The sequence below is a fragment of the Sphingomonas aliaeris genome (assembly GCF_016743815.1).
Lineage (GTDB): Bacteria > Pseudomonadota > Alphaproteobacteria > Sphingomonadales > Sphingomonadaceae > Sphingomonas > Sphingomonas aliaeris.
The window spans coordinates 2,029,936-2,055,953 of record NZ_CP061035.1; the positions used below are offsets into that span (position 1 = coordinate 2,029,936).

Here is a 26,018-nt window from a genome sequence, read left to right on the forward strand (position 1 = left end):
GAAATAGTGGATCTCATATCGGCGATGCGAAATTCGAGCATCACATTGTCTCCGTATTTTCAGCGCAATTTGGTTTGGCGAGACGCCCATAAAAAGACTTTATCGACACGATCTTAAACGGCTACCCATTCCCCCAGATCTTCTTAGCTCGAGGGCCCATCGATTTAGACTCGATGACAGCCAGTCAGGCCGTCGTGGATGGTCAGCAGCGATTAAATACCATCCTTGACTTTGTGGGAAACAAAATCGACTTGAATGGTAGTTTCTTCAGCGATCTATCGCCCAAAAAGCGCGAGGAATTTCTAAAGTATGAGGTTCCAGTCATAGACTTTGATTTGGATGTAGGGGATCCGAGACTCAAGGAGGTTTTTCATCGTCTTAATAGAACTTATTATTCACTTTCCTCAATCGAGAAGCTTGCCTCTGAATACTCGGCCTCGGATTTCATGCTTCTAGCAAGGCTGTTGAGCGGTGAGATTCTTCGACGTGAACCAGACGATGAGTATTTTGATATCGCTGATGAAGACACGGTTGGTGTAGAAGTTTCGGAAAGTTCCAAGTCTGCTGCTCTTAACGTCTTTAGCCGTGATCCTGGAATTGATGATAGCAATTGGCGTTGGTTGACTGAGCGCGCGGAAGGTCCTTTTTCTAATTTAATTCGACAAAGCGAAGTTTTTACGTCCTTTGAGTTTGATAGAAAAGTGCCTCTCATGTTCACATTGAATGTGATGTGCACATTTTTGCTCGGCTATTACGAACGGAACGATAGAGTCAGGAAGATGCTTGATGAACGTTCTACGTCCTTTCCGGAGAGAGATGAGGTGCTTTCCACGCTTGATGAAACCGCGCAGTTCATTTTTTCGATGATGCTTCCGCCTGCATCACCCTGGTGGAACAAAGCCAACTTTTTCACCGTTATCTCGGAACTTGCTCGGCAGCCATCATTAAGGCAAAAAGACCCAGTGCAGTCGGGTTATGCTTTAATGGACTTCGCAACAAACTTTCCTGATGATTATATCTTGGCTGCTCGTGAGGCAGTCAGCCGGAAACCTCAGCGGGAACTGAGAGGGCGGATGGTTAGATCGATCCTGGACGGCGTAAGTGAGCAGGTAGAAACTGCTCCTAAACCGAATTGCATCCTCGATTAGGCAACTGCTAAGCAACGTAGTCAATCGAATTTGAACTTAGAATAAGAGCGGCGATCGACTCAATCCAGCTATTGATATTTTTTTGTAGCATTGCCACGGTGATGACAGCAGCTGGTTGGGGAGACTTGGCGCTATTGGGAGTAATCTATTCATATGATCAGCAAAATTGACTGAAATCTTGCCAGAGCAGCCCGAATGCTCGAACTCTGCTCCGACGCTCCCTTTGCATATCCAAAGCCTTCTACTGTATTGGAGCGTCATCCGCTCCGAAACCGTCGGGGAGCGATAATTACAAAGAATAAAATTTGAGGTCTAGGTGATGTAGCGTTTCGTCAGCGCGACGATCAGGTGCATCTACTCACTGATCATGTGCTATATGATAGAACCAAACACTTAAACTTGATCACGATCGACAACTCTTTTAACTTGTGAAGCTTGCCACTTGCCCCCGCGCGGGGTGGTGGTGCCGGCTGCATTCAGGGCTGCGGCTATCTCACGTAGCGACGTTGCTCCATTCGCTCGCGCATGCTCAATCGACACCAATATATCAGCGGCACTGGCGCGTGCCTTGGCTGTGCGCGCCGCTGCACTGGCGGCGGCTGCACGATGAGATGGCAGCTCATGTCCGCGATTGCCGCCTAAACGAACACCGCGCGCCTTTGCCGCTGCCAACGCAGCCTTCGTCCGCGACGAGATGGCCTCTCGCTCTTGCTGTGCCACCAGCGCCATCACACCAACCGTAAAGGTGTTCGCGCCTGGCATGTCGGCGGCAACGAACTGCGCACCGGAGTTTTGTAGGCTCATAAGGAAGGCGGCGTCACGCGACAGGCGATCGAGCTTGGCAACGATCAGGGTAGCGCCAGTCGTGCGGCACAGGCGCAATGCCTCTAGAAGCTGCGGTCGATTGTCGTCTCGCTTACCGGACTCAACCTCGACGACCTCCCCTATCAGCTCCCAGCTTCCGCCGTTCAGGAAGGTTCGCACCGCCGCTTGCTGCGCCTCAAGACCTAGGCCGCTTCTACCCTGTTTCGCCGTGCTAACCCGGTAGTATGCAACGTGCTTTCCGGTCGCCATTCGAGTCGTTCCATTAGCTACATCCGTCGTTGCAGCTGTTGTAACAGGTGGGCGGGCTTTGGCAAGTGTTACGATTGACGTTCTGACGGCAGGGATCGGAGACGACCGGACGGTAGGGAGCGAAGTTGCCGGGCGCGTGTGGTCCCGTTTATACCGCGCGCCCTATACAGCTACGGATGCACTCGCACGCTCGATATCCCCTACATAGAGATAGCGGCTCATATCATCGATCATTTCCGCAAGCTCCTCGTGCGCCAGCTCAATCCCTCTCGCGTCCGCCGGCAAGTTGATATCGAACAGGGTTTCGTCTCCCTCGAATACCCACATCCAATAGTCATTAGCCGCCCTCGCTTGGTGCATCTTTATCAGGTTGACCCTACGAGCTATCTCGCCGTCGAACATCCATTCGGCCTGGAGGTGCAGGGCGTTCAATCGACGCTCCCACTTCGTATCGAATGGTTCGTTGTTGGCCTTGCTAAAGGCTTCGGATTGCCATTCACCCTGGCGTTCCATGAATGCCTCGACATAGCCGGACATCCACGTCCACCGCTTTTCGACCAGGCTTAGATACAGCTCCCTTTCGGCTACTGCGATTTGTTGCGCGCTGGAACTGCGATTGATGGCGTTCGCGGTCTTGGCAACGATGACGCCGGCTAGGGTTAAAAGAAGGGCCAGTGCGCCGGTAACAAGCACACCGGAGGCGATGAGGTCAGAGGTGGACATCATTTTGGCTTAGCTCAACCGAAAGCGCTGTCGATAGCCGTTAAGGTGTGCATTGCGTTAACGCTGCGCGCACGGCACAACGGTCGGATGTCCGAAGGTAGCCAATTCCCAATAAGCATCAGTGGCACGATCCCCGAACCAACTGTTCGTAGATTAGGGGAAAGCATCGCCGACCTTGTCAGCCCGATCACCGAAGCCGCCGGTATGCTAGGAGATAGTATCCGAGGTCATCGGGAGGCGGCGACCACCAAGCGCATACAGGCCGCAATGAAACGGGCGGAGGATCTGCAGCTTCCGCTGAAGCCTGCGCCGGTCAAATTCGTTGCAAGCTGGTCAGATTCTGCATCACTTGAGGCCGATGGTTCGACCTTGAACAGACTGTGGGAGAACCTCCTGCTATCCGGCCTCTCCGATTATAAGTCACATCTAAACGCATTCATTGAAGTTTTGCGGAGGTTTGGACCCGATGAGGCACGATGCCTGAAAGCTGTCATCGACCGGGCGGGCGATTTGAATATGCGCTCAGTGAGTGTTCCCCAAGCGGCGGAAACCAATGAATTCCCGCACTGGCTTGTTCCGTCTGGCAAATATACCCTGCCAAATGAAATTTGGGCGGAAACGCTAAGGGTATTTGAAGATCATCCAAAACTTGGACCAACTATTTTAGGTGGCTATCTGAACCAGGAAAATGGCCGTTATTACTTTTACGAGCCGCTCTTTCTTGAACAGCACGTATCCTTCGATATGCTCCGCAAAGAAGGTTTGATAGCCCTCACGACTCCTACCATTGCCATCCACTCTTTGAGCTTCGCTCCGCAATCCCCGTTCGGACCGGGGACATATGGCTTGCATTTGGCGCACTTAACTCAGTTGGGATTTGCCTTCGCCAAATCTTGCATGGTTGATCTTGAAACAAGCTCCAAAGCCTCAACGGAATAGGTGTTTGCGGCGTCCCAGCGGTTATGGCGCGCGTGTGCATGGTGACTTGCCGGGGTGAGATCAGCGATGCGGGGATCCGCAATAAGCTGTAGCCGGGAAACGTGTGGCGCGGCCTTCGATACGTCCGCGTGGTGCGCATCGTTTTCATCAATGAACACCGCCGGACGATCGCCTACCAAGCGCGCCACAGCGGCACCCTTCAATCCTTGGTTACACTGGATAGGGTAATGCATGCCGTGCGCGGCGAATTGCTGCACGCGCGCATCTCGATGCCGGTCTGGAATGTTCGTGAGGATCACCACGTCGCCGGCCTCCGCGAAGGCCGCAAGTGCCTCGCGCGCTCCATCCGCGCGAGTTTGCCTTAATAGCTCGTCGCGCGCGAACAGCTCGCATAGGTCGCTCAACTGGCGCGGCGATACGGTAGAGCCGTCATCTAGGCGTCGAGCGCGTCCCCGCATTAGTGGGAAATCGATCTGGTGACGCTCGATCAGCCATGTCGCCAGCGGCACAGCATGATGAAGATCACCTCATCGCAATCTACGATGAATAGCGGCCTTTTGCTATTCGCGCTCAACTGCGGTTGCCTCAATCAGCGCTGCACCAAAGGGGTCGCTTGCCCCCTGCCCCCGCTTCGTGATGTCCCGGCTTTTCTGCGCCATCCCCAGCTTGATTAGGAGCTGGCCTAGCATGTCGACATTCCGGCGGTAGTTCGCCTGGTCGATTTCCTTTCCTTCCAAAAGGTCGGCGGCGGTCTGCTCGCACAGCATGGCGATCGTCGCGGCGTTCATCAGCATGAGGCGTTCGGACGCGGTTGGGGTTCGACCTAATTGCTCCGTAAGATCGGTGCCGATCGAGCGGAACCGGCGCGCTTCGACAGTGCGACCGTCAATATTGCGGCCAGCGACGGCCAGATCGAAGGAAACTGGTTCGGTAATCAAAGTCGGATCTCGCATTGGCCCGCAACTATCGCGGCGTTGGTATTAGACGCCCGCCTTTTTACGCGCTTGGCGTTTGCGTTCAGTTTAGCGAGGCGGACGGCCTTGGATGGGTCTGCGTTATAGTGAGTGATGTAAGCCAGCGACGCCTTACGGACGCCCTGCGGTTCCAATCCGGCATGGTGGCACACCTCTTGGAAATCTGCGCCGGCCTTAACGAACCAGAGCAAGGCTTGGCGCTGAATGCGCTTTTCCAGCATCGGATGGATGCCGGCGTAAAACTGGTTTGTCGCTTCCCGTATCGCGTTCAGGATGACAGCTTGAAACAATCGACGTTCGCCGCTTGGCCTGCGGTCTTCGTAAAACGCCGGATCAACCCGGACGGTCATAGGGATGGCCTCAACATCGCCTTGCATCGGCAACCGATCTCAAGCGGCGGCGTCATGCACTCACCGAGAGGTGTTGCGAACGGCTTATCAAGCGGGACGCCGGCACGGTTCATGCCCTGCACAGCGGCATGAGAGTGGCGCACGCGCTCGTCGCCAGCGGTTTGCCAGAACCGGCGTTGCCCGCGCGGAAGGATGCCGAAGCGCTCTGCAATGCGCCAGGCCGTGAGCTTGCCTTGTTCGGCAAAGGCGTGCGTCTGGTGCTGCGCCGTCGAGCGGGCGCGGTAGGTCGCCATGCTGTTCGCATGCTTCGACAGCAGCTTTTCAACCCGCGCCGCGTCCAGTTCGGGCCTCATGGCCTTTTCCAGCATTGCGCGCTGCGGCCCCGAAAGGCGGGCCGATAGCCGGGATAGGATCGCACGAGGCGCGGCGGTCGCCGGATCCGCAAGATAGGCGAACAGCGCCTGGCGCGCGGCATCTAACGACGCGGCTTGACCAGGACTAAGCCCTATCGAGCGGCGAACCTGGCGCACGCGTGACGCCATATCGCCTACACCGGTGCGCATGCGTTGGATCGTCCCGCGAACTGCCTGCGCTGTATCCGCCAGGAACCGGGTGCGCATGAGCGCGAGCTGCAAATCTCGCTCGGCCAACATCGTGCTATCGCGGCTGCTACCGCTATGCCCTACAGCGGCGGCGGCGAGTGCTACCACGGCAGCAAAGAAGCCGCCTAAGCCATCGTCCAGATAGGCCGCATCTGGCTCGCGGTGAGGCGCGAGGATCGCTTCCAACGCTTCAACGCTGAACGCGCCGATTTCAGTCGGCTGCTCGATCTCGGCTAGGATGGCGTCCGATGCTATCTCAGCACGCAAGCGCTCGATCGTCGCCAGCAGCGTCATGTAAAGCTGCTCGACGTGGATTGCCTCGATTAGTTCGATATTGTCCGTCACAGCATCACCTCTGCGACGTGTGCCGACGCAACTCGCAGGTGGGGTTCGATCAACCGGCGAACATGCTTCGGCAGCTCATCCGCGATCGTCGCAAAATACATGACTGACGTGTCGCCTATCGTGCGCATCTGCACCGGGGCGCTCGATTGCTGCCCGTTCGCGATAAGGTGGATTGCCAGCTCGACGCAGGCTGTGAGGATCTCCGGCGGCGTCGGCGCGGACAGGGGATAGCCAGGCGGGCAACGCTCCGGGACGCGCGGCCAGGCAAGCGGCTGCGTCGGGGCAACCGGGCGCCCCGCCCATCGCATTTGGTCCAACGATGCCGTAGCCGTGGCAAGCGCCTTCGCGCGGGTCTCATCGGTTGACGCGTTCCAGCCGGTCGCGAAAAGCCGCCCCGCCGCAATGGTGTTGGCGTCGGCAAGCCCGATATAGGAGTTGATACCGGCCTGGACGGCAAACGGCGTCGTGTTGTCGCTCATGACAGATATACCTTGGTGAGAGCTGCCCCAGCGATGGCGCGGCGCTCGATCCGGATGGCCTTCAGCACGTCGCCGGAGCTGACCAGCATGAAGGTATCGCCTATCGCGATCGGGCGCGGATGATCGAACAGCCATATGGTGGCAGCGGCGTCCGGAACGTTCTGGCGGGAAGCCTCGCCTAGCCGGACGCCGGGGGTGAAGACGATGCGGGCCGAATGCTCCGTAAAGCCGCGAACATCGCTCGCCTTGCCGAACACGTCGCGCAACGGATCCTTCCAGTGCTGAACTTGATCGGTCATGAGAGGGAGAAGGTCGGCAAGCATCGAAGCACCTGGTAAGAATGGGTGCCGGCCACGCACCAAGGAGTGCGGCGCCGCCGGCTTTCGGGGTTGTTTTGAGACACGGACACTCACCGAACTGTCCGTTGCCGGGGACGTGATGCCCCGGTGCTGTATCCCTTAAGGTGCGCGCCGCAGGCCCCTAGCCAGCGCACCTATCAACGGGATCGAGCCTATGCCTGCGGGGGGAAACTAGGCCGCTTTGATGCCTTTGAGGCGGGCGGCTGCGCGAGGGTGCTTGAACACCACGCCGGAATACCACTCGGTGCGCGTGCGCAACGCCGGCTTGTCGTCCACTTCGCCCAAGTCGCGCGCCTCGATCGGCTTCGTCTGAATGCCGTGGAAGGAGTCGGCGCCGAAGCGAACCGCATAGATCGAGCTGGTCACGTTGGACGTGCCCTGCGTCTCATCGAAACCGAGGATTTCCGCACCGGTTTCGTCTTCCTCGACCAATCCGAACGGAACGCCGGCATAGCCTTCCAGTTCGCGGCCCAGCTGGTCCGTCGTGATCGTGAGCGCGCCAAGGCTCCGCGCCATCTGGCGCACCTGGCGCCGCAGCGGCTTGTTCATCAGCAGCATCGAGGGCGAACCGCGAACTGCGTCGATCAGTTCATCGAGCATCTTGAATTCGAGGCTGGCGCCGTTCGTGCCGGCGGTTAGCACCTGGCTACCGGTAAGGCGGCGGTTCAAGCCGTCGAATTCCTTCGGACGCGCATTGCTGTCACCGTCGAAGAACGTGCGCAGCCAGGTCAACGCGGCGGCCTTCGCCTTCAGCCCGTCATGGATAGCGCGGGTGTCGTTGTCGCCGGTCTGCATCGCGATCTGCGCAACGTCGAAGTCGCTATCGCCACCCAAGATCGTCAGGGTTTCGGTCTGTGGCAGTATGACGCCGGTCGATTCCTGATACGCCTCGTTGAAGCCACGGAAGGCGACGCCAGGCAGCGATTCCTCGCGATTGTAGGTGAAGGCGTTGCCGGCGATATTGATGAAAGGCAGCGCAGCCAGAACCGGGTTTTCGGTCGCGAAAATTTCGACAACACCGGAGGTCAATGGGTCGGGGTTCAGTTTGGCCCATTCGGAAATCGTAAGCACGTAGGTATCCTCTCTTGGTTGTTATTTGCGGTAGCCCGACGCCATGCGGGCGAAGGTCGGGAGCGCCGATGCATCGGGAGTCGTCGGCGTAATGGTAGGTTTGGTGCCGGCGTCCGTTGCCGGCACTATCGGCTTGCTGAACACGCCGGTTGCTTTGGCGGTTTTGAACCAGGCAATCTGGTCGGCAGGCGCCAGGCTGGCCGGGATCAACCCTTTCAGATGATCCGGCACATCTGCTAGGATCACCTTCGCCGTCTCGCTCAAGGTTGCTTCGGTTGTCGCCAGCCGTGCCTTGACGGCTTCCAGTTCGGCGGCGTTGTTTTCGGGTTCCATGTTCAATCTCGATCTAGAGGGGGAGCGCCAGGGCGGCGCTTTCATCGCGCCGGCGTGACAGCTCGGCATGCGCTGCGTTTCGATCCGCGAAGCCATCCGGGTTGAGCGCCAAGAGCGCGTCCACAGGAGACCACAGGCCAAGCTCAATCTTGGTGCGCGTGTTATCCAGCGCTTCGGCTTCGGTGAGCTGGTCTTGCAGCTCGGCAAAATCGACAGACAGGCTTGCCCCAGGCGGGATAGTGCCGGGCGCGTGCGTGTTGACGACGACCTTCACGACTTCGAACAAGCGCTGCTCTGCGAGCCGCCACAGCTCCAAATCGTCCAGCCGCGCCTCTTTCAGCTCGATCCGTTCCGCGTGCTTCGCGCTACCGCTTTCCGCCAACGTGGACAGGTCGAAAACATCCGCGCCGCAATCATGCGTGGCGGCGGTCTGACGCATCAGAAATTCTATCGCCGCGAGAATGTCCGAGATCGGCGCATTCGGGCTGGCGAAGCCGAACTCGCCGCCATTCGGCAGCGTTATAACGCGGTTAGGGCCTAGCTGTAGCACCTCGTTGGCGCTGATGCCGGTCGCCCAAGGCTGGCCGTGTGCCTGTGTCTCAACCGATCTCCAAAGATTGACGAGTGCGACATTCAAGGCGGTTTGCGCCTCGATCAGGTCGTCGCCGCCAGGCAGGAAGAACTGGTCGTCGGGAAGGCGGTCGAACAGCGGCACGAACGGGATGATACCGTAGGGGTTTTGTCCGCCTTGATTGCCATCCGTCCGGATGCGCGCACCGCGATAGTTGCGGCGGTTGAACGTCGTCGCGGTCCAATCAGAATACCAACGGTCTTCGGCCTTCCCTGCGTCGTGTGTGACGATAAGCCGGGTGAGCATTTCCGGATCGCCGGTGTGCTGAACGTCGAGGACGTTCGGTGTCAGCACGTTCAGCGTTGGTTTCCCTGTAGCCTCATTCCAACCGACTTGCAGAACGGTCGTCTTCAGGAGCTTGGTATATCGGCTCGCCTTCTTCAGCAAACCGTCAGCATTGAGCGAGCGATAGATTGCATCGCCGGTAGCTTGGTCCATTCCGACGAAGTTACGGCGCGGTTTCAAGCGGTATGTCGAAGCACGCTTATCGACAATCTTCCGCACCATGTTGATAGAGAAGATACGGAAATCTTCGGGGCGCGACCATTTCCGTGCGATGAGCTGCAACGTCTCCTGCGATTGTTCGTCCCAGTAATAGCGCAGCCGTCGTGCCGCTTCATCCTTACGGAGACGCGACCCTTGAACCAGTTGCAGAACGTCAGGGGTGAACAGAGACACTTCAAACTCGCTATCGATTGCTGTGCCTATAATAACACTATGTGACATTTGAGTCACACGTTATTTCATCGCGGTATTGAATGAGCGCCGATATTTTTCAGCTTGTTCGCAAGGAACGCCGGGAAGGCGAGCGCGTCCACTGGACGGCGATCGACGTAGTCGTCGAACAGCCGTGAAGCCTCGCGCATCGACCGGCACGACCTAGCGCACAATGGAACGTGCGCACCGCCGTTAAGCGCACACATGGCGACATCTGGTCCGCGACCATTGCAGTGGATGCCTTCGATCTCATACGGGTTCAGCGATACGTGCCGCAGGGAATGCGCCGCCCAAGCTACCGCATGCACGTAGTCGTCGTGCGCCCCCCTGGGATGGGTGAACTTTGGAACAGCGGCCTCGCCATCCGTTGCCTTGCCGTCCGCGTGAACCTCGAACACGGCAAGCTCGGCTAGAAGCTCTTTGAACACCGGATGGATGTGCAATCGCTGTTCGGCGGCGGCCTGATAGAGGCCCATAAACGCGCCGTATTTGCTTTTGCGCGACGGGTGGATTGTCTCGACGCCGGAGCCGTAGGGTTGTGACGCGCACCAGTCAGCGACATCCTGCGCCCCATAGCTTTCAAGGGTAGCGCGGGTCATGTCCTGGTTGCAGTGATACCCTTCGAAGCGGGCCTTAATGACGGATAACCGGCTCATGAACACGCTGTTGGCATCGAGCACATAAAGGTGCTCGTCATCGTCCACCACGATCTTGACGACGCAGGCCGTCACCGTGCGGTCGCCATGCCGGCTCCCGCCGAACGCACGATCTAGGCCGGCCCCGACGACGTAGGCGCTTCCTGCTGCGAGCGATGGGAGATCGAGAGGGTATTCGTGCGTGCAGGCCGCGAGCATGTCCGCAGGGAACAGGGTGCTTGCCGCGTCGCCCCAGCGGTTGAGGTGATACAGCGCGAACTCATGCGGCAGCATCTGGCGCGCCAGGCTGCGAAGCTTCGTTTCGTTGATCCAGGGCGGCGCATTGCGACACGCATCGTCCAGGTTTGAATACTCGATATGCGAGAATGAGATCGAGTGGTCCGGATCGGTCTGGTGTGTCGCCGCTTGGTAAAGCTCGTAGAGCTTGGACGACTTGGCAGACACGGTGCTGTCGATCAGCATCAGCGATCCGGCGGTGTCGAGAAGCGATCCAGCGAGCGCCGCAAACACTTCATCCCCGCGAGGGGCGGCGTGAAGCTCTGACACCTGGGCGCAGGACAGTTTCTTGCCCCAAAGTGCCGCAGGGTTAGCGCTGAACGCCTGGATGGTCGAACCCGTCGAAGGCAGCTCGATACGATCGGCCAGGACGTTGACAGTGCCGCTCTTAGTCAAATTCTTGAGGAATGGCGTTTGTTCGAATGCCTCGCGGATAGAACGGAAGGCGGTATCAACCACCTGCTTTTCGCTGTTCGCGACAACCGCTGTCATCTCCGTTCGGCGGGTAAGGAACCGCCAAACGATAATCATGGCGGATGTAACCGATTTGCCGTGCCGACGCGGCCAGCAGAACACCGCGACCGAGATATCCTGTCCGTCGAGCGCTTTGGCAATCTCTGCTGCCTCGCGAGGCCCGGCCCGGTAGGGAATGAACCCGCCGGTGGACGACCTAACGCGCGGCTCCACATCCTCTAGGAACTGGAAAAAACCAGCGGAGCCGTGACGCCAAGAGGCGATGGACGAAGTGAGGGACGAAGACAGGGGAACACCGAGACGTGGAGGGGCGCAGCCTCTTAGTGAGCCGCATACCTCCCAACTATACTCGTCGGGTCGAGTCCCTTTTTCATCGCCGGGATGGCGGGCGGTTGCCCCGTTAGCGGGATGGCCTGGTGATGCACATAATACCGGACGTAAGGCTAGAAAGCAACAGGCTCGCGATGCTCGCGCTTACCGGAGGGGTTCGTGACGCGCGGTAGGCGCACGCACGCGCGCTCGCACGCGTTAAAGAATCCTTTTAAAGATCTCTAAGAACCTTCGAATCAGCATATTACTCACTACGTTTCGTAATATGGGAACGAGGTTCTTTTTTGTTCCAGGTAAGAACTACTGACCTATTCAGAGACGACGGTGTTCGAGACCTCCGGGGATCGCACGGAGTGCGCGTGAGCATGCTCGCGATGCTCGCAATCACCGGAAGGGGTTCGCGTGTTGCGCGCTAGGCGCACGCACGCGCTCGCACGCGCGTTAAAGAATCCTTTTGGAGATCTCTAAGAATCTTAGAATCAGTATATTACTCACTTCGTTTCGTAATATGATGGCGAGACCATTTTTTGTTCCAGGTAAGGAATACTGACCTATATCCTAAATTATCTCCGGTAAGTAGCTGATTTCAACAGGATTTTGAAACCGCTCCGGTGATAATCCCTGTAAAATCCACCCCTTTGAAGGTCACGCCTTCCATCATGCTTCCTAGCAGCGGCACGGTGCCCTGCCGGATGCGTCCATATCCTCCGGTGACCGTCTTTTGGTTGTGGCCCAACGCCACCTCGATCTGATCATCCAAGAGGCCGGCTTCCTCGCGTAAGCGATCTGCCATCGTATGTCGGAAGCTATGCACGCCGAAGCCGTCGCGACCGGACTTGATACCGATCGCGGTGAGGTAATCGCGCCAGAATTCGGAGGGCTTTGCACCGATCTGGTCTCGCTTGTTTGCCTCCAGCTCCGGAAAGAGCTGCGGGTTGCCGTCCGTCGCGGAACGCGACCTCTGGCGGTCTACGAAATCGAGGAAGCCGATGGCGATCAAGCGGGAGTGAATGATAGCGGGGCGGCTGTGGCCGGATTTGGTCGTTTGACCCGTCGCGTCGTCGTGCCGGATCGTGGCGAACCACACACCCGTTTCATGTTGCTCGATGTCGCCAACGTGCAGCTGTGCCAGCTCACCGACGCGGGCGCCGGTAAACATCGCTAGGAGGGGAAGCCAACGCCGCCAGTCGTCCGACTTGACGCCCCCTGGCTTGTGTTCCTTCCCGTCCGCTTCGAAGCCCCGGAACAGCGGCGATGCGAGGATCTTGTTCAGCTGTTCGGTTGTGAAAGGTGGGCGGGGGTTCTTCCCTTTAACCCGCTGGTGCAGCAAGTTAGCGACCGGATTTGTGATGTTGTATTGCTCTTTGATCAGCCAGGTAAATAGCGGCGAGATAGTGGAAAGATATTTGTTCACCGTGGTGAGTGTAACGCGGGGAAGGCTTAGCGTTTCGGCCTTCGCGGCGGCTTCACGCATCCCAAGGCCGGCAAGCTCTTTCCGCTCTCTCCATCGCGTGGGAAGCTTCCGCAGAGCGTCTCTGAACGCCCTTACATCCTCCGGCGCGATTGTCTCCAACCGTCGTGTTTTTCCCACGAAATCAGCGAATTGCTCCATGACCTTCCGGTCCTGTTTCAGAACGTCAGGACGCTTTGCACCTTCGGCGGCGCGCTGCTCTGCGTAGCGGTCAAATAGCTCCAGCAACGTCTCGCCTGGTGGCGCTATTGTCTCTTTTCGCTGTAGGGCGAGGCGTAACGTTTTGCTCTGCGGTTCGGCGGCTGGTTCCCCCTCATGGCGCCGAGTGAATACGGACAACGCGTCAACCGTCGCGTCGGCTAATGCTTCAACCAGTTCATCGTATTCCGGCGTTCCAGCCCGGATGTCGAAGCCTTGGTTCGCGATGATCCTGTTAGCCATTTTAGACCAGCTCTCCATGTCGCCATCGAAGCGTTTCCTAACGACCTTACGCATTTCACCCTGCCAGCCTCGTATCGCCGCGTCCTGCGCATCGTCGTCACCGCTGTTTCGCCGATGGCTCTCTATCTGGTCCAAGATAGCCCGGTGTTGCTGCAAAGCGATCTCGCCTGCCGTCTGCGGTTGGCCGGAGGACGCCCACTCCGCTCGCCACGCCGCAAGAACCGGTTGTGCCAGACGAGATGCTAACGCTCTATCGCTGGTTCCCATCGACTTTACGCGCTCGCGCTTGCCGTAGCTGGTTTGAAGGGGACGCGGGACAGGAACGCGAAGCTGCCAAATTCCTCGTTTTCCACGTTGGACAAGGTAGTTTGAAAGGCTCATAGGGACCCCGTTGTTTTGGCAACTGCTGTAGCAAGTGCTGTAGCAACTTTCGTTTTCGTGCAAAGGGGAATCGATCGTTTGAGGGCGCACGAGGGGAAATCCCCCTATTGCATTTTCATCCTGTCTCCCCGACCATCCCTTTCTTCGTTGCATTCGATGCTTGTGTTCCGCGCCGATCTGTCTTCAGACGTGCATCGGCGTTGAGGGGGCGCTAAGGGAGCGCTAAAGGTGCGTCGCTCTGCCAGGGGGTTAGCTCATTCGCCAGATTGCCGCCTTGCCGTATCGGACCGAAGGGGTCGCTGCCGAATCCAGCGTCCGCATCCTTCTGGTCACGTCGCGCGAGACGAAGCGGTGGGTGATCCCCAAAGGCAATCCGATGAACGGCATCGGACCGCATGCCGCGGCGTTGCAGGAGGCGGAGGAGGAAGCGGGCGTTTCGGGGCCGGTTTGCCCTACCCCGCTCGGATCCTATCGGTACCGCAAGAAGCGTGGCAGCGGCGCGTCGCTGATGATCGACGTCGACGTGTTCCCGTTGGCGGTGACGCGTGAATTTCCCAACTGGAAAGAACAGCATCAGCGCGAACGGCGCTGGTTCACGCTGGCCGAAGCCGCGGGTGCGGTCGAGGAGCCGGACCTGAGCGAGCTTATCCGCTCGTTCGGCGCCTCCGAATTCACCGCCGCAACGCGGCGTACCGGCCTCAGCGCCGCAGTAACCCAATCAAAGGTAGGATCGATGTTCGCCTGGTTTCAGCGACTTTTGCCACGCACCGGTAACTTCTTCGGCATGTTCGAAGCGCATGCCGCGACGGTCGCGAAGGCGGCGGATGCGCTCGCCCGCCTGCTGGAAGGTGGCCCGGCGGCGGCGGAGCATATCCGCGAGGTGACGGAGCGCGAGAATGATGCGGACGAGATAACGCGCGAAGTGCTGCAGACCGTCCGCAAGACGTTCCTGACGCCGTTCGATCGCGGGGCGATCAGCGATCTGATCGGATCGATGGACGATGCGATCGACGAGATGCAGGCCGCCGTGAACGCGATCAACCTGTACGAGGTGCAGACGTTCCAGCCGGAAATGAAGGACATGGCCGGGATTGTGGTGGACGCAGCCCGCGTGCTGTCCGAAGCGATGCCCTTGCTTCGCGACGTCGGAGCGAACGGCGCGCGGCTGCACGAACTGACCGAGCGGCTCGTACGGATGGAGGGGCATGCGGACGAAATCCACGCGGCGGGGCTGAAGAAGACGTTCAAGGAATATGGCGGTACCGACACGCTGAAATTCGTCGTCGACCGCGAAATCTACAAGCATCTGGAGCGGATCGTCGATGCGTTCGAGGATGTCGCGAACCAGATCGACGGCATCGTCATCGATCATTCCTGATCGACATCCGACATGCATCAACTCGCTTTCCCGCTGCTCGTCGCGCTGATCGCCCTGGCGCTGGCGTTCGATTACCTGAACGGCCTGCACGACGCGGCGAATTCGATCGCGACGGTGGTCGCTACGCGACTGCTGAGTCCGGTCCAGGCGGTAGTGTTCGCTGCGGTGTTCAACTTCGCCGCCTATTTCCTCACCCTCACCTTCCCGGCCTTGCACGCAGTAGCAGATACGATCGGCAAGGGGCTGATCGACAAGGATCTGGTCACGCCGTCGGTGATCTTCGGCGCGCTGGTCGGGGCGATGTTCTGGAACGTGGTGACCTGGCTAAAGGGTATTCCGTCATCGTCCAGCCATGCGCTGGTCGGTGGCCTGATCGGATCCGGCGTCGCGCATGCCGGGCTGACCGGGATCAAATGGGCCGGGCTGAACAAGACGCTGATCGCGATCGTGCTGTCGCCGACATTGGGCATGTTCCTGGCGATGCTGATCATGCTGATCACGAGCTGGCTGTTCCATCGCAGCACCGCGCGCACCGCCGAGAAAAGCTTTCGCGTCCTGCACTTGATCTCGTCGGCCGCCTATTCGCTGAGTCACGGGTTGAACGATGCGCAGAAGACGATGGGGCTGATCACGGTCTTGCTCTATTCGACCGGCTATCTGACGGGTGATTTCGAGGTTCCGCACTGGGTGGCGATCAGCTGCTATATCGCGATCGCGCTGGGGACGATGACGGGCGGGTGGAAGATCATCGAGACGATGGGGTCGCGGATCACGCGCCTGTCGCAGCATCAGGGGTTCAGCGCGTCGCTGAGCGGATCGATCATTCTGTTCACGGCATCCGCGCTGGGGATACCGGTATCGACGACGCATACGATCACGGGGGCGATCATCGGTGCGGGCACGGCACGGCGCGCGTCGGCGGTGCGCTGGGGCGTGGCGCGAAGCGTCGTGACGGCTTGGGTGATCACGATCCCGGCATCGGCGGCGGTCGGCGCGTTGTTCTACGGGCTGACGACGTTCTTCTGAGGCGCGGCCTCAGCGTCGGCTGGTCAGGCGCCTGACGAGATCGAGATCGGACGGTTTGTCGACATCGACCGCGGCCAGACCGAACGGGCTGGCGACCATTGCCGCCTCTATCCCAGCGAGCTTGCCGATCTGCGCGAGACCTGCGGCAAGTGTCAGCTTGCCCAGCAGGTAGCGCAGCAGCAACGATGGCCCAAGCTTTCGTACGATGCGCCACGGGCGTTTGCGGTCCGCCTCGACTGATTGCCACAAGGTGATCGCCGCCTGCGCGCGCGGCGTGGCGAGATAGAAGAGATTGCAGCCGGACCAGGCGCCATCGGCGAACTTCAGATAGGTGCGCCGGGTATCAGGCACGTCGCGTTCGATCACGTCCCGGCGGGCGAGCAGGACGGCGACATCCGCTCCGGCTGGAACGTCGGCGACGAAGCGGGTGACCCAGTCCGGTTGAAGCAAGGCGTGGTCCGCCGTGGTGACGAGCAACGGTGCGCCGAGAAGATCGAAGCCCGCTCCCGCGCTGGCGCTCGGCCCCGCCGCGGCATCGATGACTTCCAGATCCAGCGCCTCGGCATGCGTGCGCACGGTTGGCGACGAGACGACGACGACGATGCGGGACGCTCCGGCGGTACGAAGGGCGTCGGCGACGCGGGCGAGCATCGTTTGACCCTCGATTTCGATCATCGCCTTGTCGGTGACGCCGGCATATTCGGCGACGGGATCAACGCCGCCACGCGATCCCGCGAGGATCAGGGCGTTGAAGCCGGCCGCCGGATCGGGACGCTCGATCAAGACGATTGCGTACGAAGCACTCGCCACAGCACGCCGGGCGCGGCCAGCACCGGATGCCGCTCGCGCCACGGGGTAAGCGCGACGTCGACGCCGGTATGACGCTGGACCTTCCACAGACCGTACCGCGCCGCGCCTTCGAACGTGAAGGTCGCCTTGATCAGCCGAGCGATGTTGAGCGCCTTGCCCAGCCGGACGCGCGAGATCCACGCGGCGGTCAGCGCTTCATAGGGCGCGAAGGCGATGAACGGCGCGACCGAATCGGCATCAGCGGAAAATGCGATTCCACCCGCTTCCCAGGCAATACCCAACAGCGCATCATATCTCGCCGGATCGTAGACGAGGATCTGCTTCTCGCGACCGGGGGGTTCGACCCGCATCTCGGCGCGATAGGTTTCCCGGAACAAGGCGAGCCAATAGTTGGCCGGGCGTCCCCGTTCGGGACCGAGGACGGCCGCAAAGCTTGCCGCCGTGATCGCGGCATCAGCGATCGCGCGCTTGACCCGACGTTCGACCAGCGGGTCGCTTGCCGACAGCAAAGCGGATGGTTGAACGAAGCGAGTCCAGATGGTCGTGTCAACAAACGATCCGCGCGTGGCCTGTTCGAACGTAGCGAGCGGCATCGTCGCGACTTTTGCGCGCAGGATCTTTCCGCCAACTTCGACTTCGTGGAAACTCACGTCGGGCCAAAGCCAGCGCATACCGGCGCGACGGAGAAGCGTTCCCTTGGCATTCTCCGTCAGCACGTAGAAGTCGAGCACACCTTCCAGATCGCCGGTTCGCAGCGACGAGCCGTAAAAGAGCACAGCGATGCCGCCAAGCCGGGCGTTCACGGCATCGGCGACGGCGCGGATCTCCGGTCCGACTGGTGCGGCGAGTTCGCGGTCGATGAACCGCGCGAGACGTTCGCTCACGGGACGACGAACCGCATCGGAACGCCCTGCCGAAGCGTCAGATCACCGCCCTCGAACGTTTCGCCGTCGAGAATGAAATCACCGTTCAGGGACAGGTCGATCCGTTCGGCGTCGGAGCGATGATAGCCGGCCTGACCCAGCCATTTCGGCTGTCCGCCGCCCAGGAGAGCAGGCAATGCCGACAGGATGCATCGCGGCGAGCCTTCGATCCGCAGCATCTTGAAGCCCGAGCGTGGCTGCCCGAAGGGGCGCACCTTCAGTGGCATGTGCACGAGCGTCGACCCGAGCAGCATATATTGCGCGGCGTCGATGGGTGCAGCGCCGGCCATTGCGAGTTGCATCGGCTCGCCGCGCTTCCAGCTATTGTCGCGTCCGCCAAACAGCGTCTGGGCGACTGCGCCCGCGATCGAAAGCGCGACGGCCAAACCGTTGAATGCACCGAAACGATGTGTCGTCTGCGCCAGAGCGGTCGCACGGACGAAGGCACCGGCGCCGAAGATGAAGCCGCGCATTTCCGGCTGGGCGGCGTTCGGGCGCCAGACCTCGATCGGCGCGCGTTCCTTGATCCCTCCGAAGCGGATCGCTTCGACAGCATCCTTTGCCGTCCAATGCTTCGGGATACCGAGATCGAGGGCCAGTGCGTTCGTCTTTCCCGACGGCACGATGGCGATGCGAGGGAAGACGCCGGAATAGTGACGCGTTGCAATCGACATGACATCGCGAACCGTTCCGTCACCGCCGTCGATGATCAGCGCATTGACGCCCGCCGCCGCGAAAGCAGCCAGCGCGGCGTCCAGCTCGTCGAACGACTTAGGCGTGGCATGCTCGCAGCCTTCGAGCGCGGTCGGCATCGCACGCAGTGAGTTGTGACGCGCGCGCGCATTGTGGATGATTCCGATGCGGGTCTCCGCATCTGCAGGCGTGGCGATACGCAGCGGCGCGGGCCAGGGGCGACCCACCTCACGCTTTAGCGTATCTCCCGAGACCGGAGAAACCGGACGGACCGCTGGGCGGGATGCGCCGAACGGACGTGGATCGAATTTCAATTACGCATCTTTCAATATGTCACAGAACCGTAACGGCTCCGTCTCATTTTGGTTGCGTAACGCTCCCGAAACTCAACGTTGCCGGGAGCCGATCCCGATTTATGCTTATTGATGAAAGATATAAGTCAATTCGATGACCATGGAAGGCCGCTACAAGGCATTTCATGGGCAAATTTTCGGGCTATGGCGGTGACATGGAAGCTTCGAACGATCGACGTCCGCCCTTGCCTGTGGCCCGCTTGTGGCCGTGGCTCGTCGCGCTTGCTGCCGTCCTGATCGCATTCCTGTCGCTTGGGCATCTGTGGTGGATACCCGCGCAAGCGGCGTTGAACGTCAACGAGGGCTGGAACGCCGGGCAAGCAGTAAGAGCATTGGGCGCGGGGCCGCTCTATCCCGATCCGAATGCGTTGATCGCTAACAACTATCCGCCGCTGTCTTTCTTCGTCGTCGGCGCGATCGGATGGTTGTCGGGCGACATGATCATCGCGGGACGTATTGTCGCGTTACTTGCGCAGATCGCCAACGGCATGGCGGTGTTCTTGATCGTCCGACGCCTTTCCGATCGGAATTGGGCGATGTTGGGCGCGATGATCTTCGCCGCCTATTCGGTCACGCTGCTGCGGAATTACGTCGCGATCAACGATCCGCAGTGGCTGGGACAGGCTGCGATGAGTTGGGCCGTGGTGATGCTGATGCCGCGGAATGGGGGCGAGCGCATCTCCGTCGGGGCGACTATTGCCGCAGCGGCGATGGTCGTGGCGGGGGTGCTGGTCAAACACAATCTGGTCGCATTTCCCGCGGCTATCACCGTCTGGCTCTGGTTCCACGACCGACGTGCGCTACAGATCTGGATCGTGACGGGTCTGGTGATTGGTGGTGCCGCGATCGCTACGGTGTTCGCGATCTGGGGCGTGACGATCTTCACCGACGTGCTGTCGCCGGCACGGAGCTATTCGGTCGCGCGAATGGCGGCGAAAGGCGGTCCGCTGCTGCTCCTCATGCTGCCGGTCGTGCTGGCTATCCGGCCTATCGCCTCCGCTTGGAAGCGCGATGGACGGTTGGCGTTGCCAATATTGCTGCTGGCGATATCGGTGCCGCTGGGGATCGTGCAGCGATCGGGCTCAGGCGTGGACGTCAACGCCTTTTTCGAGGCCATCGTGGCATTGTCGATCGCGGTGCCGGTCGGTTGCGCTCTCCGGTCGCGGGTGCCGTATCACTGGCTCGGTCTGGCCGCCCTCCCCGCTTTGTGTCTGGTCCCCGTCGCCGCTGCGAAGACGGTCGCCGATCTGACCGGACGGGAGGAAGCCGTTCGAGACGCGCGGCCGTTCATCGCGGCGATCGCCAAAGCGCGCGGGCCGGTGGCGTGCGACGATCAGGCGATCTGCTATTGGGCGGGACGACAGAGCGCCATCGACTTCTTCTCGGTCAAGCAGCGCCTGCTGCAAAAGGAAGCGGCAGCGCTGGTGCCCACGCTGGCGCGCAGCCACTTTGCCTTGATCCAGATGCGCAGCGAAAATCCGGGTTGGCAGGAGAATTTGCTCATCCCGACGATCCGCGCGCATTACCGCACGGTCTTCATTGCGAACAGCAACGAGTTACTGGTGCCGAAACCTCAAGGATAGAGCGTGGCGACCCTTTCCAAACGATGCCTGATGTCGGCGGGCAGCGCGAACTGTTCATGGGCATAGTCCAGCTCGCCCAGCGCGTGGCGCAGGACCAGTTCGTCGTGATATCTGCCCATCAGACCGTTGATGGCGCTGAGATAGCGGGACATGATCAGATGTTCGGGCGCGGGATGGATCGTGCGCATATCGTCGTGAAACGACACCTGACGACTGACGATCTTCCGCGCGGCGTGGAAACGATGGCCGTTGAGCGTCGGCTGCGACAGCGTTTCGCGCAACGTGGCGACCTGACGTGTCGTGAAGTCCCGGAACCCGGCGCCAGTGTCGAGCCTGATCCGATCGACCTCACGGTTAAGCCAGGCGAGCATCGGGCGGGACAGCATCAGTTTCAGCAGGAACGACTGACGCCCGATCGCGTCCTGTCGTCCGTTCCGGAATGCGTCCTGAAGCAGGCCCATGCTGGTGGTGATCGACTTGAACAGTCGCGGGCAGCTGTGATCCGCGCCGTAGAGGACGAAGGCGAAGCGCAGATGCTTGAATTTGGCCCGGACGTGCTTGAACCACAACTGGTCCGTCTGATCCATGTCGGCCCCGCGGCGCAGGCGGTCGATAAAGGCCAGCAACTCGGTGCGATCGAACCCTTCGCGCCACAATTGGGCCGAGATGGCGAAACCATCAGCGAGGTGAGCGGCGGGATAGTCGGTCCGGATGGCGGAAGGCAGGTCGACCCGCGCATCGACGACGTCGTTGACGAGAATAGCCTGGAACAACGCGTCCAACCGATCCGTGGGGAACTGTTTCACGGTTTCGGTGTCTCGGGGCGCCAGACGATTGTCGATCGCTGACGATAGGCGATCACGGTCGGGACCAGCATGCAGATCGATACCGCGATCGTCCCCAACAGGAAGGCGATTCCGGCGCCGTTCAGGCCGTAGAGATGCGTCAGCGTCGCCAGAAGCGCGAAATAGACGAGGACCGCGGCGACCTGAGCGATCAAGGCGGCGCGCTGGCGACCGGCCATGTACAGGAGCGATTCGAGCGGGAACGTCGCCATCTGGATCGCGAGCGAGAAGACCATCAGCCGGAGCAGATCATAGGCTGCGAGATATTTCTGACCGAAAGCAAAGGAGATGACGGGTTTCCCGCCGAAGATCACGACCAGCACGACCATCAGCCCGACGCCGCCCGCGAGCAGACCCGCCCGGACGCCGAGCAGCCACGGCCGCGTCGTCGCGGGATCGAGCCGCATGATTTCCGGATAATAGCCGCGACGAAGCAGATCGGCGGGTTTGGTAGCGGAATCGAGCAGCGTGCTGGCGATCTTGTACAGACCGGCCGCGACCGGGCCGAGGATCGTCGCGACCACCAGATTGCTGAGCGGCCCCCACGCCGCATAGACGGAGTGCGCCGCGTTGGTCGTCCAGACGAAGCTCCATGCTTCGGGCAGGCGTCGAGCGACGCCGAACATTCCGGGTTTCAGTGCATCCAGCATGTCGCGGCGCCGCAACTCGCGCACCGCGAACCCCCACAAAACGAGGTCTCCCGCCAGATCGGCGAGGAACCAGGCGAGGATGAAGCCGCCCAGCCCCAGATCGGCTAAATAGGCGATCGCTGCACCGCCGCCACGCAGGAACGGCGTGACGACCTGCTGCGCGGCGATCAGGTCGAACCGGTCGAGCACGCGGAGCGAACCGCTGGCCGTTGCCTCGGTCATGGTCGGGACGAGCAGGCAATAGGCGATGGCCCAGGGAAGATATTCCGCGCCGATGCCGAAATAGCCCGCGAGGAACGGTAGCAGCGCCATGGCCAGGACCATTCCGGTGATGCCGCTGGCAAGGTCCAGCCCGAAGGCGAAGCGGATCACGTCGCGTGCCCGGTCCCGGTCGCCGTGATGCAGCGCGGGGGTCGCGTGGCGGACGATATATTGCCACGTCTGGAACTTGACGATCCCGCCGGCGCCGGTCGCATAGGTGTGGATGATCATCAGCACGCCGAACAGGGCGGGCGTCAATCCACGCCCGGCGCAGGCCAAGGCTATCAGTCCGAGTGCGGCGCCGACCAGCTTGCCTGATCCCAGAAGGCCGGCATTGCGCAAGACGGTGCGGAAGACCCCGTCGGCGAACCAGTCCTTCACAGCGACAATGCTCGCCCGATCGCCGCCTTTGCGCTTGCGATGACCTCGTCCAGCGGCCGGGTGGAGTCGAGATCCACGATCGGCGCGCCGTTGAACGTCAGCCGGGGAACGTCCTCGACTTTCGTCTTCAGCGAGGAGGGGCGATGGTCGGGTTTGCGGGCGAGTGCGGTGGCGAGATCGACGTTCAGGCGGATGACGAGCGTTGGCCGATAGGCTTCCATCCACTCGTAATGCTTGCGTTCGCGCCGCGCGAGGAAGCCGACGATGCCCCCCGCCCCCGCCCTGGCCAGCCCCAGCCCGTCCATCGGACCGGGAATTGCGGTCTGAGGGAAGCGGTCGGCAATAATCGTGATACCGCGGCGGCGGTCCGCCAGCATGTGCTTGAAACGGCGGACGCGGCGCATCGAGAAGAGGTAGATCAGCAGCGCGGTGGCCAGACCCGGGCCCTTTGGATCGCGCGCGGTGCCGGATTTGCGCGCTATCGTCTTGTCGAGCCGCTGTCCCACGATCGGCCAGCGGGCGATGGCGCGGCCGATATTGCCGGTCTGCTTGCCGAGATGGTGGAGCGCCGTGGGGCGCCGTTCCTGCAGCCAGGCGAGCAGTTCGGCACCGACGGTCGATTTGCCCGACCCGTCGGAGCCCACGATCGCGATCAGCGGCGCAAGGCTTTCTTCAGCCATCGACGCGCCTCAGCCGAGAACCGGGAGGATGCTGGCCAATGCGCGGCGACGCACCTCCGCATACGGCGCGCGGGCGTCCAGTTCGACGATCGGCGCGCCCGAAAACAGCAGCGACGGCGTCACCGCGACTTTCTGGCGGAGCAAGGCGAGATCGTGATCGGGCTTGCGAGCATGCGCCGTTTCCGCATCGATCGCGAGGCGCAGGACGAGGGTCGGACGGTGGCTCACCATCCAGTCGTACATCCGCCGTTCGCGCGCCGCCAGCCAGCCGACCGCGCGGCTGCCCGATCGTGCGGCGGACAGGCCGGGACCATCGTAGAAACCGGGGACCTCGACCTGCGGATACCGGTCGGTGACCACGGTCACGCCGCGTTCGCGCAGCGCCAGGACGCGACGGAAGCGCCGACGCCGCAAAAGCGAAAAGCCGTAGATGACGAGCGCGGTGGGCAGGCCGGGGATTTTCTCCCCCTCGGTCCGCGCCTTCGTGCCGCGCCTGGCGAGTGCTGCCTCGATCACGGGACCGATAAAGGGGAAACGCTTGATCCGCAATCCGATCGCCCCGGACCCGAGACCCAGATACGCCCGCTCCAGCGGACGATCCCGACCGAGCACGTCGGCAAGATCGGCGGCGAGCGTCGATTTTCCGGACCCGTCACAACCGACGATCGCGATGAGGGGAGCAAGCATCGGCTTTGCCCCTGCCCGCGCCCGAACGCGCCGTCAATCAGCCGCGGCGGGCCTGAAGGAACCGCCGCTGAGATACATTACGGTGACCGGAACGACGGTCTGCCCTGTCCGCACCGTGAACTGCACGGCCCCAGGCTTCGGCTTGCGGGAAAAAAGCATGTCCATCAAGCTGATCCGGGGGTTGCCGGACGCGCCGCCGCCATCCGACCGATCGGTCTTGCCATTGCCGTTTTCGTCGTGGCGAACGTCCACCGCATAGATGCCCGGCTTGGGCGCGACGATGCAGATCGTCACCGTGCCGGTGTTGGGCACAGGTCGCTCGATCCGCACGAGCGCCTGCCGTTTGTCGAAATAGGTCGAGGGCGAACCACCGAACAACCGCACGCGCACCTGCCCGGCACGACTGCGGAACCCGGTGATGCGGACGGCGATCTCGTTCGCGACGCCGGCATGGCATTGCCCGTCCTGCGCGCGCGGTGCGGCCCCGGCGGCGCGGATGCAGCTAGGATCATCGAGGCGAGTGTTGCGATCATGGTATTCCTGTCGGCCGGGTGACCCGGCGATTGGCGTCGGCTATAGCATTCCGCACGTGAACCGATGCTGTCGCGTGTCCGTTCCAGCCAAAATCGAGAAGCCAGATGCGAACCACATCCCTGGACGCCGCGGTCCGCCTGTATCATCTGGGCGAGGACGGCACCGCCGCGACGCTGATGTACGGAACGCTGTCGGAAGCGCTCTCGCTGGCTGCCCAACAGGACGAGCAGACGCAGGACGGGCTGTTCCTGCAAACGAGCAACGACGTTGTGGGGTACCTCGACTTTATCGAGGGGTGATGGTGGGCCCGGCAGGACTTGAACCCGCAACCTAGCCGTTATGAGCGGCCAGCTCTAACCAGTTGAGCTACAGGCCCACGCAAAAAGGGCGTTAGCGGAAGGCCCCGCTTCGGCGCAAGGCCTGTCGATCAGGCCTTTGAAGAGGCGTGTATCAGGTCGTCCAGCGATGCCGGACGCACATTCCGCCGTGCCAGGTCGGTCAGGACGATATCCCACCATAGATGAAAGCGTCTCAGGTCGGCCTGGTCCCGGACGTACGGCGTGTGTCCGGGAACGAGCGATGGCGAATGGAAGGCGAAGTTTAGCAGACGAACGCCCTGCCCCAGCGCGACCGCGATCGCTTCCAGCGCATCGGCGACGGGCATATCCTCCGGCGTCAGCGCGACACGCGACATCAGATGTGTTCGCGCGAACAGGCCGCGTCCGCGTGGAATGTGCCCGAGCGTTCGATACAAGGACGTGCCGCCCGACCGTACGGCGCCCGTGAAGACCGTCGTCAACGGCAGTTCGATCATCGCGTTGCCGGGGCCGCACCAGAACGCGTGGTTCGGTATGGCGGTAAAGTCCGGCCCGGCTTCGGCGCTGTAATCATAAGCCGAACGCATCGAGCTATCGATCAGGTAGCCACGATCGGATAACAATCGGAGCGTCGCAGGGCCGATGCCGTATCGCCCAGCGCGGTAGATGCGGGGGCGCACGCCGACCCCGGTGGCGATCGCCTCCGTGAGGATATCGAGCTTGGCTGCTTCCAACGTCGCAGGCAGATTGCCGACGAAGGTGTTGTGCGGTGCGACCTCCTCTTCGTGCGGGGGATTCACCCAGGGATGAAGTTGCGTCCCGACCGCGGATCGCCCGTCCTCGATCAAGTGGCGCAAAATCTCCAGCGCAGCGGGATCGGTCGCGACGGGGTGATCGATCAGATAGGTCAGCGGCATGCCGCTATCGGCGAACCGTCGATGTGCCTCGGGCAGCGCGGCGATCGCCGTGACGGAACGGTTCGCGCTGGACAGCGGCGCGCGCCAGTCGAATTCCTCTTCCGTGTCGACCATCACGGTGAAGCGCGTGCCGAACGCTTCCGGCCAATCCACCATATCGTGCGCACATGGCGGGGAACGCGGTACGCCTGCTCCCGGAGAGGTCT

General features: G+C 61.1%; 28 protein-coding genes and 1 tRNA gene. 6 read left to right on the plus strand and 23 right to left on the minus strand.

All coding sequences use genetic code 11. From position 1 onward, the window contains the following. Positions 1-101: 101 nt before the first annotated feature. Complete coding sequence (locus tag H5J25_RS09600) at positions 102-1,148, plus strand: DUF262 domain-containing protein (RefSeq protein ID WP_202096273.1); 1,047 nt, start codon at positions 102-104, stop codon at positions 1,146-1,148. A 393-nt stretch (positions 1,149-1,541) separates the two neighbouring features. Here H5J25_RS09600 and H5J25_RS09605 read toward each other — a convergent pair whose 3' ends face one another. Together H5J25_RS09605 and H5J25_RS09610 are read right to left on the minus strand one after the other, a co-directional pair. Beyond that, positions 1,542-2,222, minus strand: coding sequence for a recombinase family protein (locus H5J25_RS09605; RefSeq protein ID WP_202090469.1), 681 nt, complete (start codon positions 2,220-2,222; stop codon positions 1,542-1,544). Between the two features lie 162 nt (positions 2,223-2,384). Then, on the minus strand, positions 2,385-2,945 hold the full coding sequence (locus tag H5J25_RS09610) for a hypothetical protein (protein ID WP_202090470.1): 561 nt from the start codon (positions 2,943-2,945) through the stop codon (positions 2,385-2,387). 87 nt (positions 2,946-3,032) lie between these two features. Between H5J25_RS09610 and H5J25_RS09615 the strand changes: the two genes are divergently transcribed. Beyond that, the gene (locus H5J25_RS09615; protein ID WP_202090471.1) at positions 3,033-3,884 is read left to right on the plus strand and encodes an Abi-alpha family protein; all 852 of its coding nucleotides are present in this window, start codon (positions 3,033-3,035) and stop codon (positions 3,882-3,884) included. Here H5J25_RS09615 and H5J25_RS09620 read toward each other — a convergent pair. The 11 genes from H5J25_RS09620 to H5J25_RS09670 form a co-directional block, all read right to left on the minus strand. Next, complete coding sequence (locus tag H5J25_RS09620; RefSeq protein ID WP_202090472.1) at positions 3,812-4,393, minus strand: HAD family hydrolase; 582 nt, start codon at positions 4,391-4,393, stop codon at positions 3,812-3,814. The genes H5J25_RS09615 and H5J25_RS09620 overlap by 73 nt on opposite strands. A gap of 51 nt (positions 4,394-4,444) precedes the next feature. After that, positions 4,445-4,822, minus strand: coding sequence for a hypothetical protein (locus tag H5J25_RS09625; RefSeq protein WP_225883029.1), 378 nt, complete (start codon positions 4,820-4,822; stop codon positions 4,445-4,447). Further along, positions 4,819-5,208, minus strand: coding sequence for a hypothetical protein (locus H5J25_RS09630; protein ID WP_202090474.1), 390 nt, complete (start codon positions 5,206-5,208; stop codon positions 4,819-4,821). The genes H5J25_RS09625 and H5J25_RS09630 overlap by 4 nt, the downstream gene beginning before the upstream one ends. Beyond that, the gene (locus H5J25_RS09635; RefSeq protein ID WP_202090476.1) at positions 5,205-6,155 is read right to left on the minus strand and encodes a phage minor head protein; all 951 of its coding nucleotides are present in this window, start codon (positions 6,153-6,155) and stop codon (positions 5,205-5,207) included. The genes H5J25_RS09630 and H5J25_RS09635 overlap by 4 nt, the downstream gene beginning before the upstream one ends. Next, entirely contained in the window at positions 6,152-6,634 is a 483-nt protein-coding gene (locus H5J25_RS09640) for a DnaT-like ssDNA-binding protein (RefSeq protein WP_202090478.1), read from the minus strand. Before H5J25_RS09640 ends, H5J25_RS09635 begins: the two co-directional genes overlap by 4 nt. Beyond that, entirely contained in the window at positions 6,631-6,933 is a 303-nt protein-coding gene (locus H5J25_RS09645; RefSeq protein ID WP_202090480.1) for a hypothetical protein, read from the minus strand. Before H5J25_RS09645 ends, H5J25_RS09640 begins: the two co-directional genes overlap by 4 nt. 231 nt (positions 6,934-7,164) lie before the next feature. Continuing rightward, entirely contained in the window at positions 7,165-8,064 is a 900-nt protein-coding gene (locus tag H5J25_RS09650; protein ID WP_202090482.1) for a major capsid protein, read from the minus strand. Between the two features lie 21 nt (positions 8,065-8,085). Beyond that, positions 8,086-8,397, minus strand: a complete 312-nt coding sequence (locus tag H5J25_RS09655) for a hypothetical protein (RefSeq protein ID WP_202090484.1) — start codon at positions 8,395-8,397, stop codon at positions 8,086-8,088. Positions 8,398-8,410: 13 nt separating this feature from the next. Further along, a complete protein-coding gene (locus tag H5J25_RS09660; RefSeq protein ID WP_202090487.1) occupies positions 8,411-9,706 on the minus strand; it encodes a hypothetical protein in 1,296 nt (431 codons plus the stop codon). A gap of 65 nt (positions 9,707-9,771) precedes the next feature. Next, a complete protein-coding gene (locus tag H5J25_RS09665) occupies positions 9,772-11,364 on the minus strand; it encodes a terminase large subunit domain-containing protein (protein WP_202090489.1) in 1,593 nt (530 codons plus the stop codon). Positions 11,365-12,067: 703 nt separating this feature from the next. After that, entirely contained in the window at positions 12,068-13,774 is a 1,707-nt protein-coding gene (locus H5J25_RS09670; RefSeq protein ID WP_202090491.1) for a DUF6538 domain-containing protein, read from the minus strand. Positions 13,775-14,048: 274 nt separating this feature from the next. Between H5J25_RS09670 and H5J25_RS09675 the strand changes: the two genes are divergently transcribed. Beyond that, positions 14,049-15,152, plus strand: a complete 1,104-nt coding sequence (locus H5J25_RS09675; RefSeq protein WP_263973926.1) for a DUF47 family protein — start codon at positions 14,049-14,051, stop codon at positions 15,150-15,152. Positions 15,153-15,164: 12 nt separating this feature from the next. Continuing rightward, a complete protein-coding gene (locus tag H5J25_RS09680; protein WP_202090493.1) occupies positions 15,165-16,178 on the plus strand; it encodes an inorganic phosphate transporter in 1,014 nt (337 codons plus the stop codon). A 9-nt stretch (positions 16,179-16,187) separates the two neighbouring features. Here H5J25_RS09680 and H5J25_RS09685 read toward each other — a convergent pair whose 3' ends face one another. The 3 genes from H5J25_RS09685 to H5J25_RS09695 are packed head-to-tail and all read right to left on the minus strand — an operon-like array spanning position 16,188 to position 18,831. Continuing rightward, positions 16,188-16,961 (minus strand): nucleotidyltransferase family protein, encoded by a 774-nt coding sequence (locus tag H5J25_RS09685; RefSeq protein ID WP_225883030.1) that lies wholly within the window; start codon positions 16,959-16,961, stop codon positions 16,188-16,190. Further along, positions 16,958-17,872 carry a hypothetical protein gene (locus H5J25_RS09690; RefSeq protein ID WP_202090495.1) on the minus strand — a complete coding sequence of 305 codons (915 nt, stop codon included), beginning with the start codon at positions 17,870-17,872 and terminating at the stop codon, positions 16,958-16,960. Before H5J25_RS09690 ends, H5J25_RS09685 begins: the two co-directional genes overlap by 4 nt. Then, positions 17,869-18,831 (minus strand): diacylglycerol kinase family protein, encoded by a 963-nt coding sequence (locus tag H5J25_RS09695; RefSeq protein WP_202090497.1) that lies wholly within the window; start codon positions 18,829-18,831, stop codon positions 17,869-17,871. The genes H5J25_RS09690 and H5J25_RS09695 overlap by 4 nt, the downstream gene beginning before the upstream one ends. Before the next feature lie 251 nt (positions 18,832-19,082). Between H5J25_RS09695 and H5J25_RS09700 the strand changes: the two genes are divergently transcribed. Continuing rightward, complete coding sequence (locus tag H5J25_RS09700; protein WP_202090499.1) at positions 19,083-20,540, plus strand: glycosyltransferase family 39 protein; 1,458 nt, start codon at positions 19,083-19,085, stop codon at positions 20,538-20,540. On the opposite strand, the gene H5J25_RS09705 is transcribed toward H5J25_RS09700, so the two are convergent. From H5J25_RS09705 to H5J25_RS09725, 5 genes are read right to left on the minus strand one after another with little or no spacing between them, the layout of a single operon-like run. Further along, complete coding sequence (locus tag H5J25_RS09705; RefSeq protein WP_202090501.1) at positions 20,531-21,346, minus strand: hypothetical protein; 816 nt, start codon at positions 21,344-21,346, stop codon at positions 20,531-20,533. The genes H5J25_RS09700 and H5J25_RS09705 overlap by 10 nt on opposite strands. Further along, positions 21,343-22,677: a lipopolysaccharide biosynthesis protein gene (locus tag H5J25_RS09710; protein ID WP_202090503.1), complete on the minus strand. Its 1,335-nt coding sequence runs from the start codon at positions 22,675-22,677 to the stop codon at positions 21,343-21,345. Before H5J25_RS09710 ends, H5J25_RS09705 begins: the two co-directional genes overlap by 4 nt. Then, positions 22,674-23,357, minus strand: a complete 684-nt coding sequence (locus H5J25_RS09715; protein ID WP_202090505.1) for a nucleoside/nucleotide kinase family protein — start codon at positions 23,355-23,357, stop codon at positions 22,674-22,676. Before H5J25_RS09715 ends, H5J25_RS09710 begins: the two co-directional genes overlap by 4 nt. 9 nt (positions 23,358-23,366) lie before the next feature. Then, entirely contained in the window at positions 23,367-24,044 is a 678-nt protein-coding gene (locus H5J25_RS09720; protein ID WP_202090507.1) for a nucleoside/nucleotide kinase family protein, read from the minus strand. Between the two features lie 33 nt (positions 24,045-24,077). After that, positions 24,078-24,542, minus strand: coding sequence for a DUF2141 domain-containing protein (locus H5J25_RS09725; protein ID WP_404829609.1), 465 nt, complete (start codon positions 24,540-24,542; stop codon positions 24,078-24,080). 140 nt (positions 24,543-24,682) lie between these two features. Between H5J25_RS09725 and H5J25_RS09730 the strand changes: the two genes are divergently transcribed. Continuing rightward, positions 24,683-24,877: a hypothetical protein gene (locus H5J25_RS09730; RefSeq protein WP_202090510.1), complete on the plus strand. Its 195-nt coding sequence runs from the start codon at positions 24,683-24,685 to the stop codon at positions 24,875-24,877. Here the strand turns inward: H5J25_RS09730 and H5J25_RS09735 are convergent. Both H5J25_RS09735 and H5J25_RS09740 read right to left on the minus strand, forming a co-directional pair. Next, positions 24,878-24,954, minus strand: a tRNA-Ile gene (locus tag H5J25_RS09735). It abuts the gene before it with no gap. A gap of 51 nt (positions 24,955-25,005) precedes the next feature. Then, complete coding sequence (locus H5J25_RS09740) at positions 25,006-25,968, minus strand: polysaccharide deacetylase family protein (RefSeq protein WP_202090512.1); 963 nt, start codon at positions 25,966-25,968, stop codon at positions 25,006-25,008. Between the last annotated feature and the right edge of the window lie 50 nt (positions 25,969-26,018).

Coding starts and splice junctions, on each gene's coding strand:
- H5J25_RS09605 (WP_202090469.1), bottom strand. CDS start 2,222: ATGGCGACCGGAAAGCACGTTGCATACTACCGGGTTAGCACGGCGAAA.
- H5J25_RS09610 (WP_202090470.1), bottom strand. CDS start 2,945: ATGTCCACCTCTGACCTCATCGCCTCCGGTGTGCTTGTTACCGGCGCA.
- H5J25_RS09615 (WP_202090471.1), top strand. CDS start 3,033: ATGTCCGAAGGTAGCCAATTCCCAATAAGCATCAGTGGCACGATCCCC.
- H5J25_RS09630 (WP_202090474.1), bottom strand. CDS start 5,208: ATGACCGTCCGGGTTGATCCGGCGTTTTACGAAGACCGCAGGCCAAGC.
- H5J25_RS09640 (WP_202090478.1), bottom strand. CDS start 6,634: ATGAGCGACAACACGACGCCGTTTGCCGTCCAGGCCGGTATCAACTCC.
- H5J25_RS09645 (WP_202090480.1), bottom strand. CDS start 6,933: ATGACCGATCAAGTTCAGCACTGGAAGGATCCGTTGCGCGACGTGTTC.
- H5J25_RS09655 (WP_202090484.1), bottom strand. CDS start 8,397: ATGGAACCCGAAAACAACGCCGCCGAACTGGAAGCCGTCAAGGCACGG.
- H5J25_RS09670 (WP_202090491.1), bottom strand. CDS start 13,774: ATGAGCCTTTCAAACTACCTTGTCCAACGTGGAAAACGAGGAATTTGG.
- H5J25_RS09680 (WP_202090493.1), top strand. CDS start 15,165: ATGCATCAACTCGCTTTCCCGCTGCTCGTCGCGCTGATCGCCCTGGCG.
- H5J25_RS09700 (WP_202090499.1), top strand. CDS start 19,083: ATGGGCAAATTTTCGGGCTATGGCGGTGACATGGAAGCTTCGAACGAT.
- H5J25_RS09715 (WP_202090505.1), bottom strand. CDS start 23,357: ATGGCTGAAGAAAGCCTTGCGCCGCTGATCGCGATCGTGGGCTCCGAC.
- H5J25_RS09720 (WP_202090507.1), bottom strand. CDS start 24,044: ATGCTTGCTCCCCTCATCGCGATCGTCGGTTGTGACGGGTCCGGAAAA.
- H5J25_RS09730 (WP_202090510.1), top strand. CDS start 24,683: ATGCGAACCACATCCCTGGACGCCGCGGTCCGCCTGTATCATCTGGGC.
- H5J25_RS09740 (WP_202090512.1), bottom strand. CDS start 25,968: ATGGTGGATTGGCCGGAAGCGTTCGGCACGCGCTTCACCGTGATGGTC.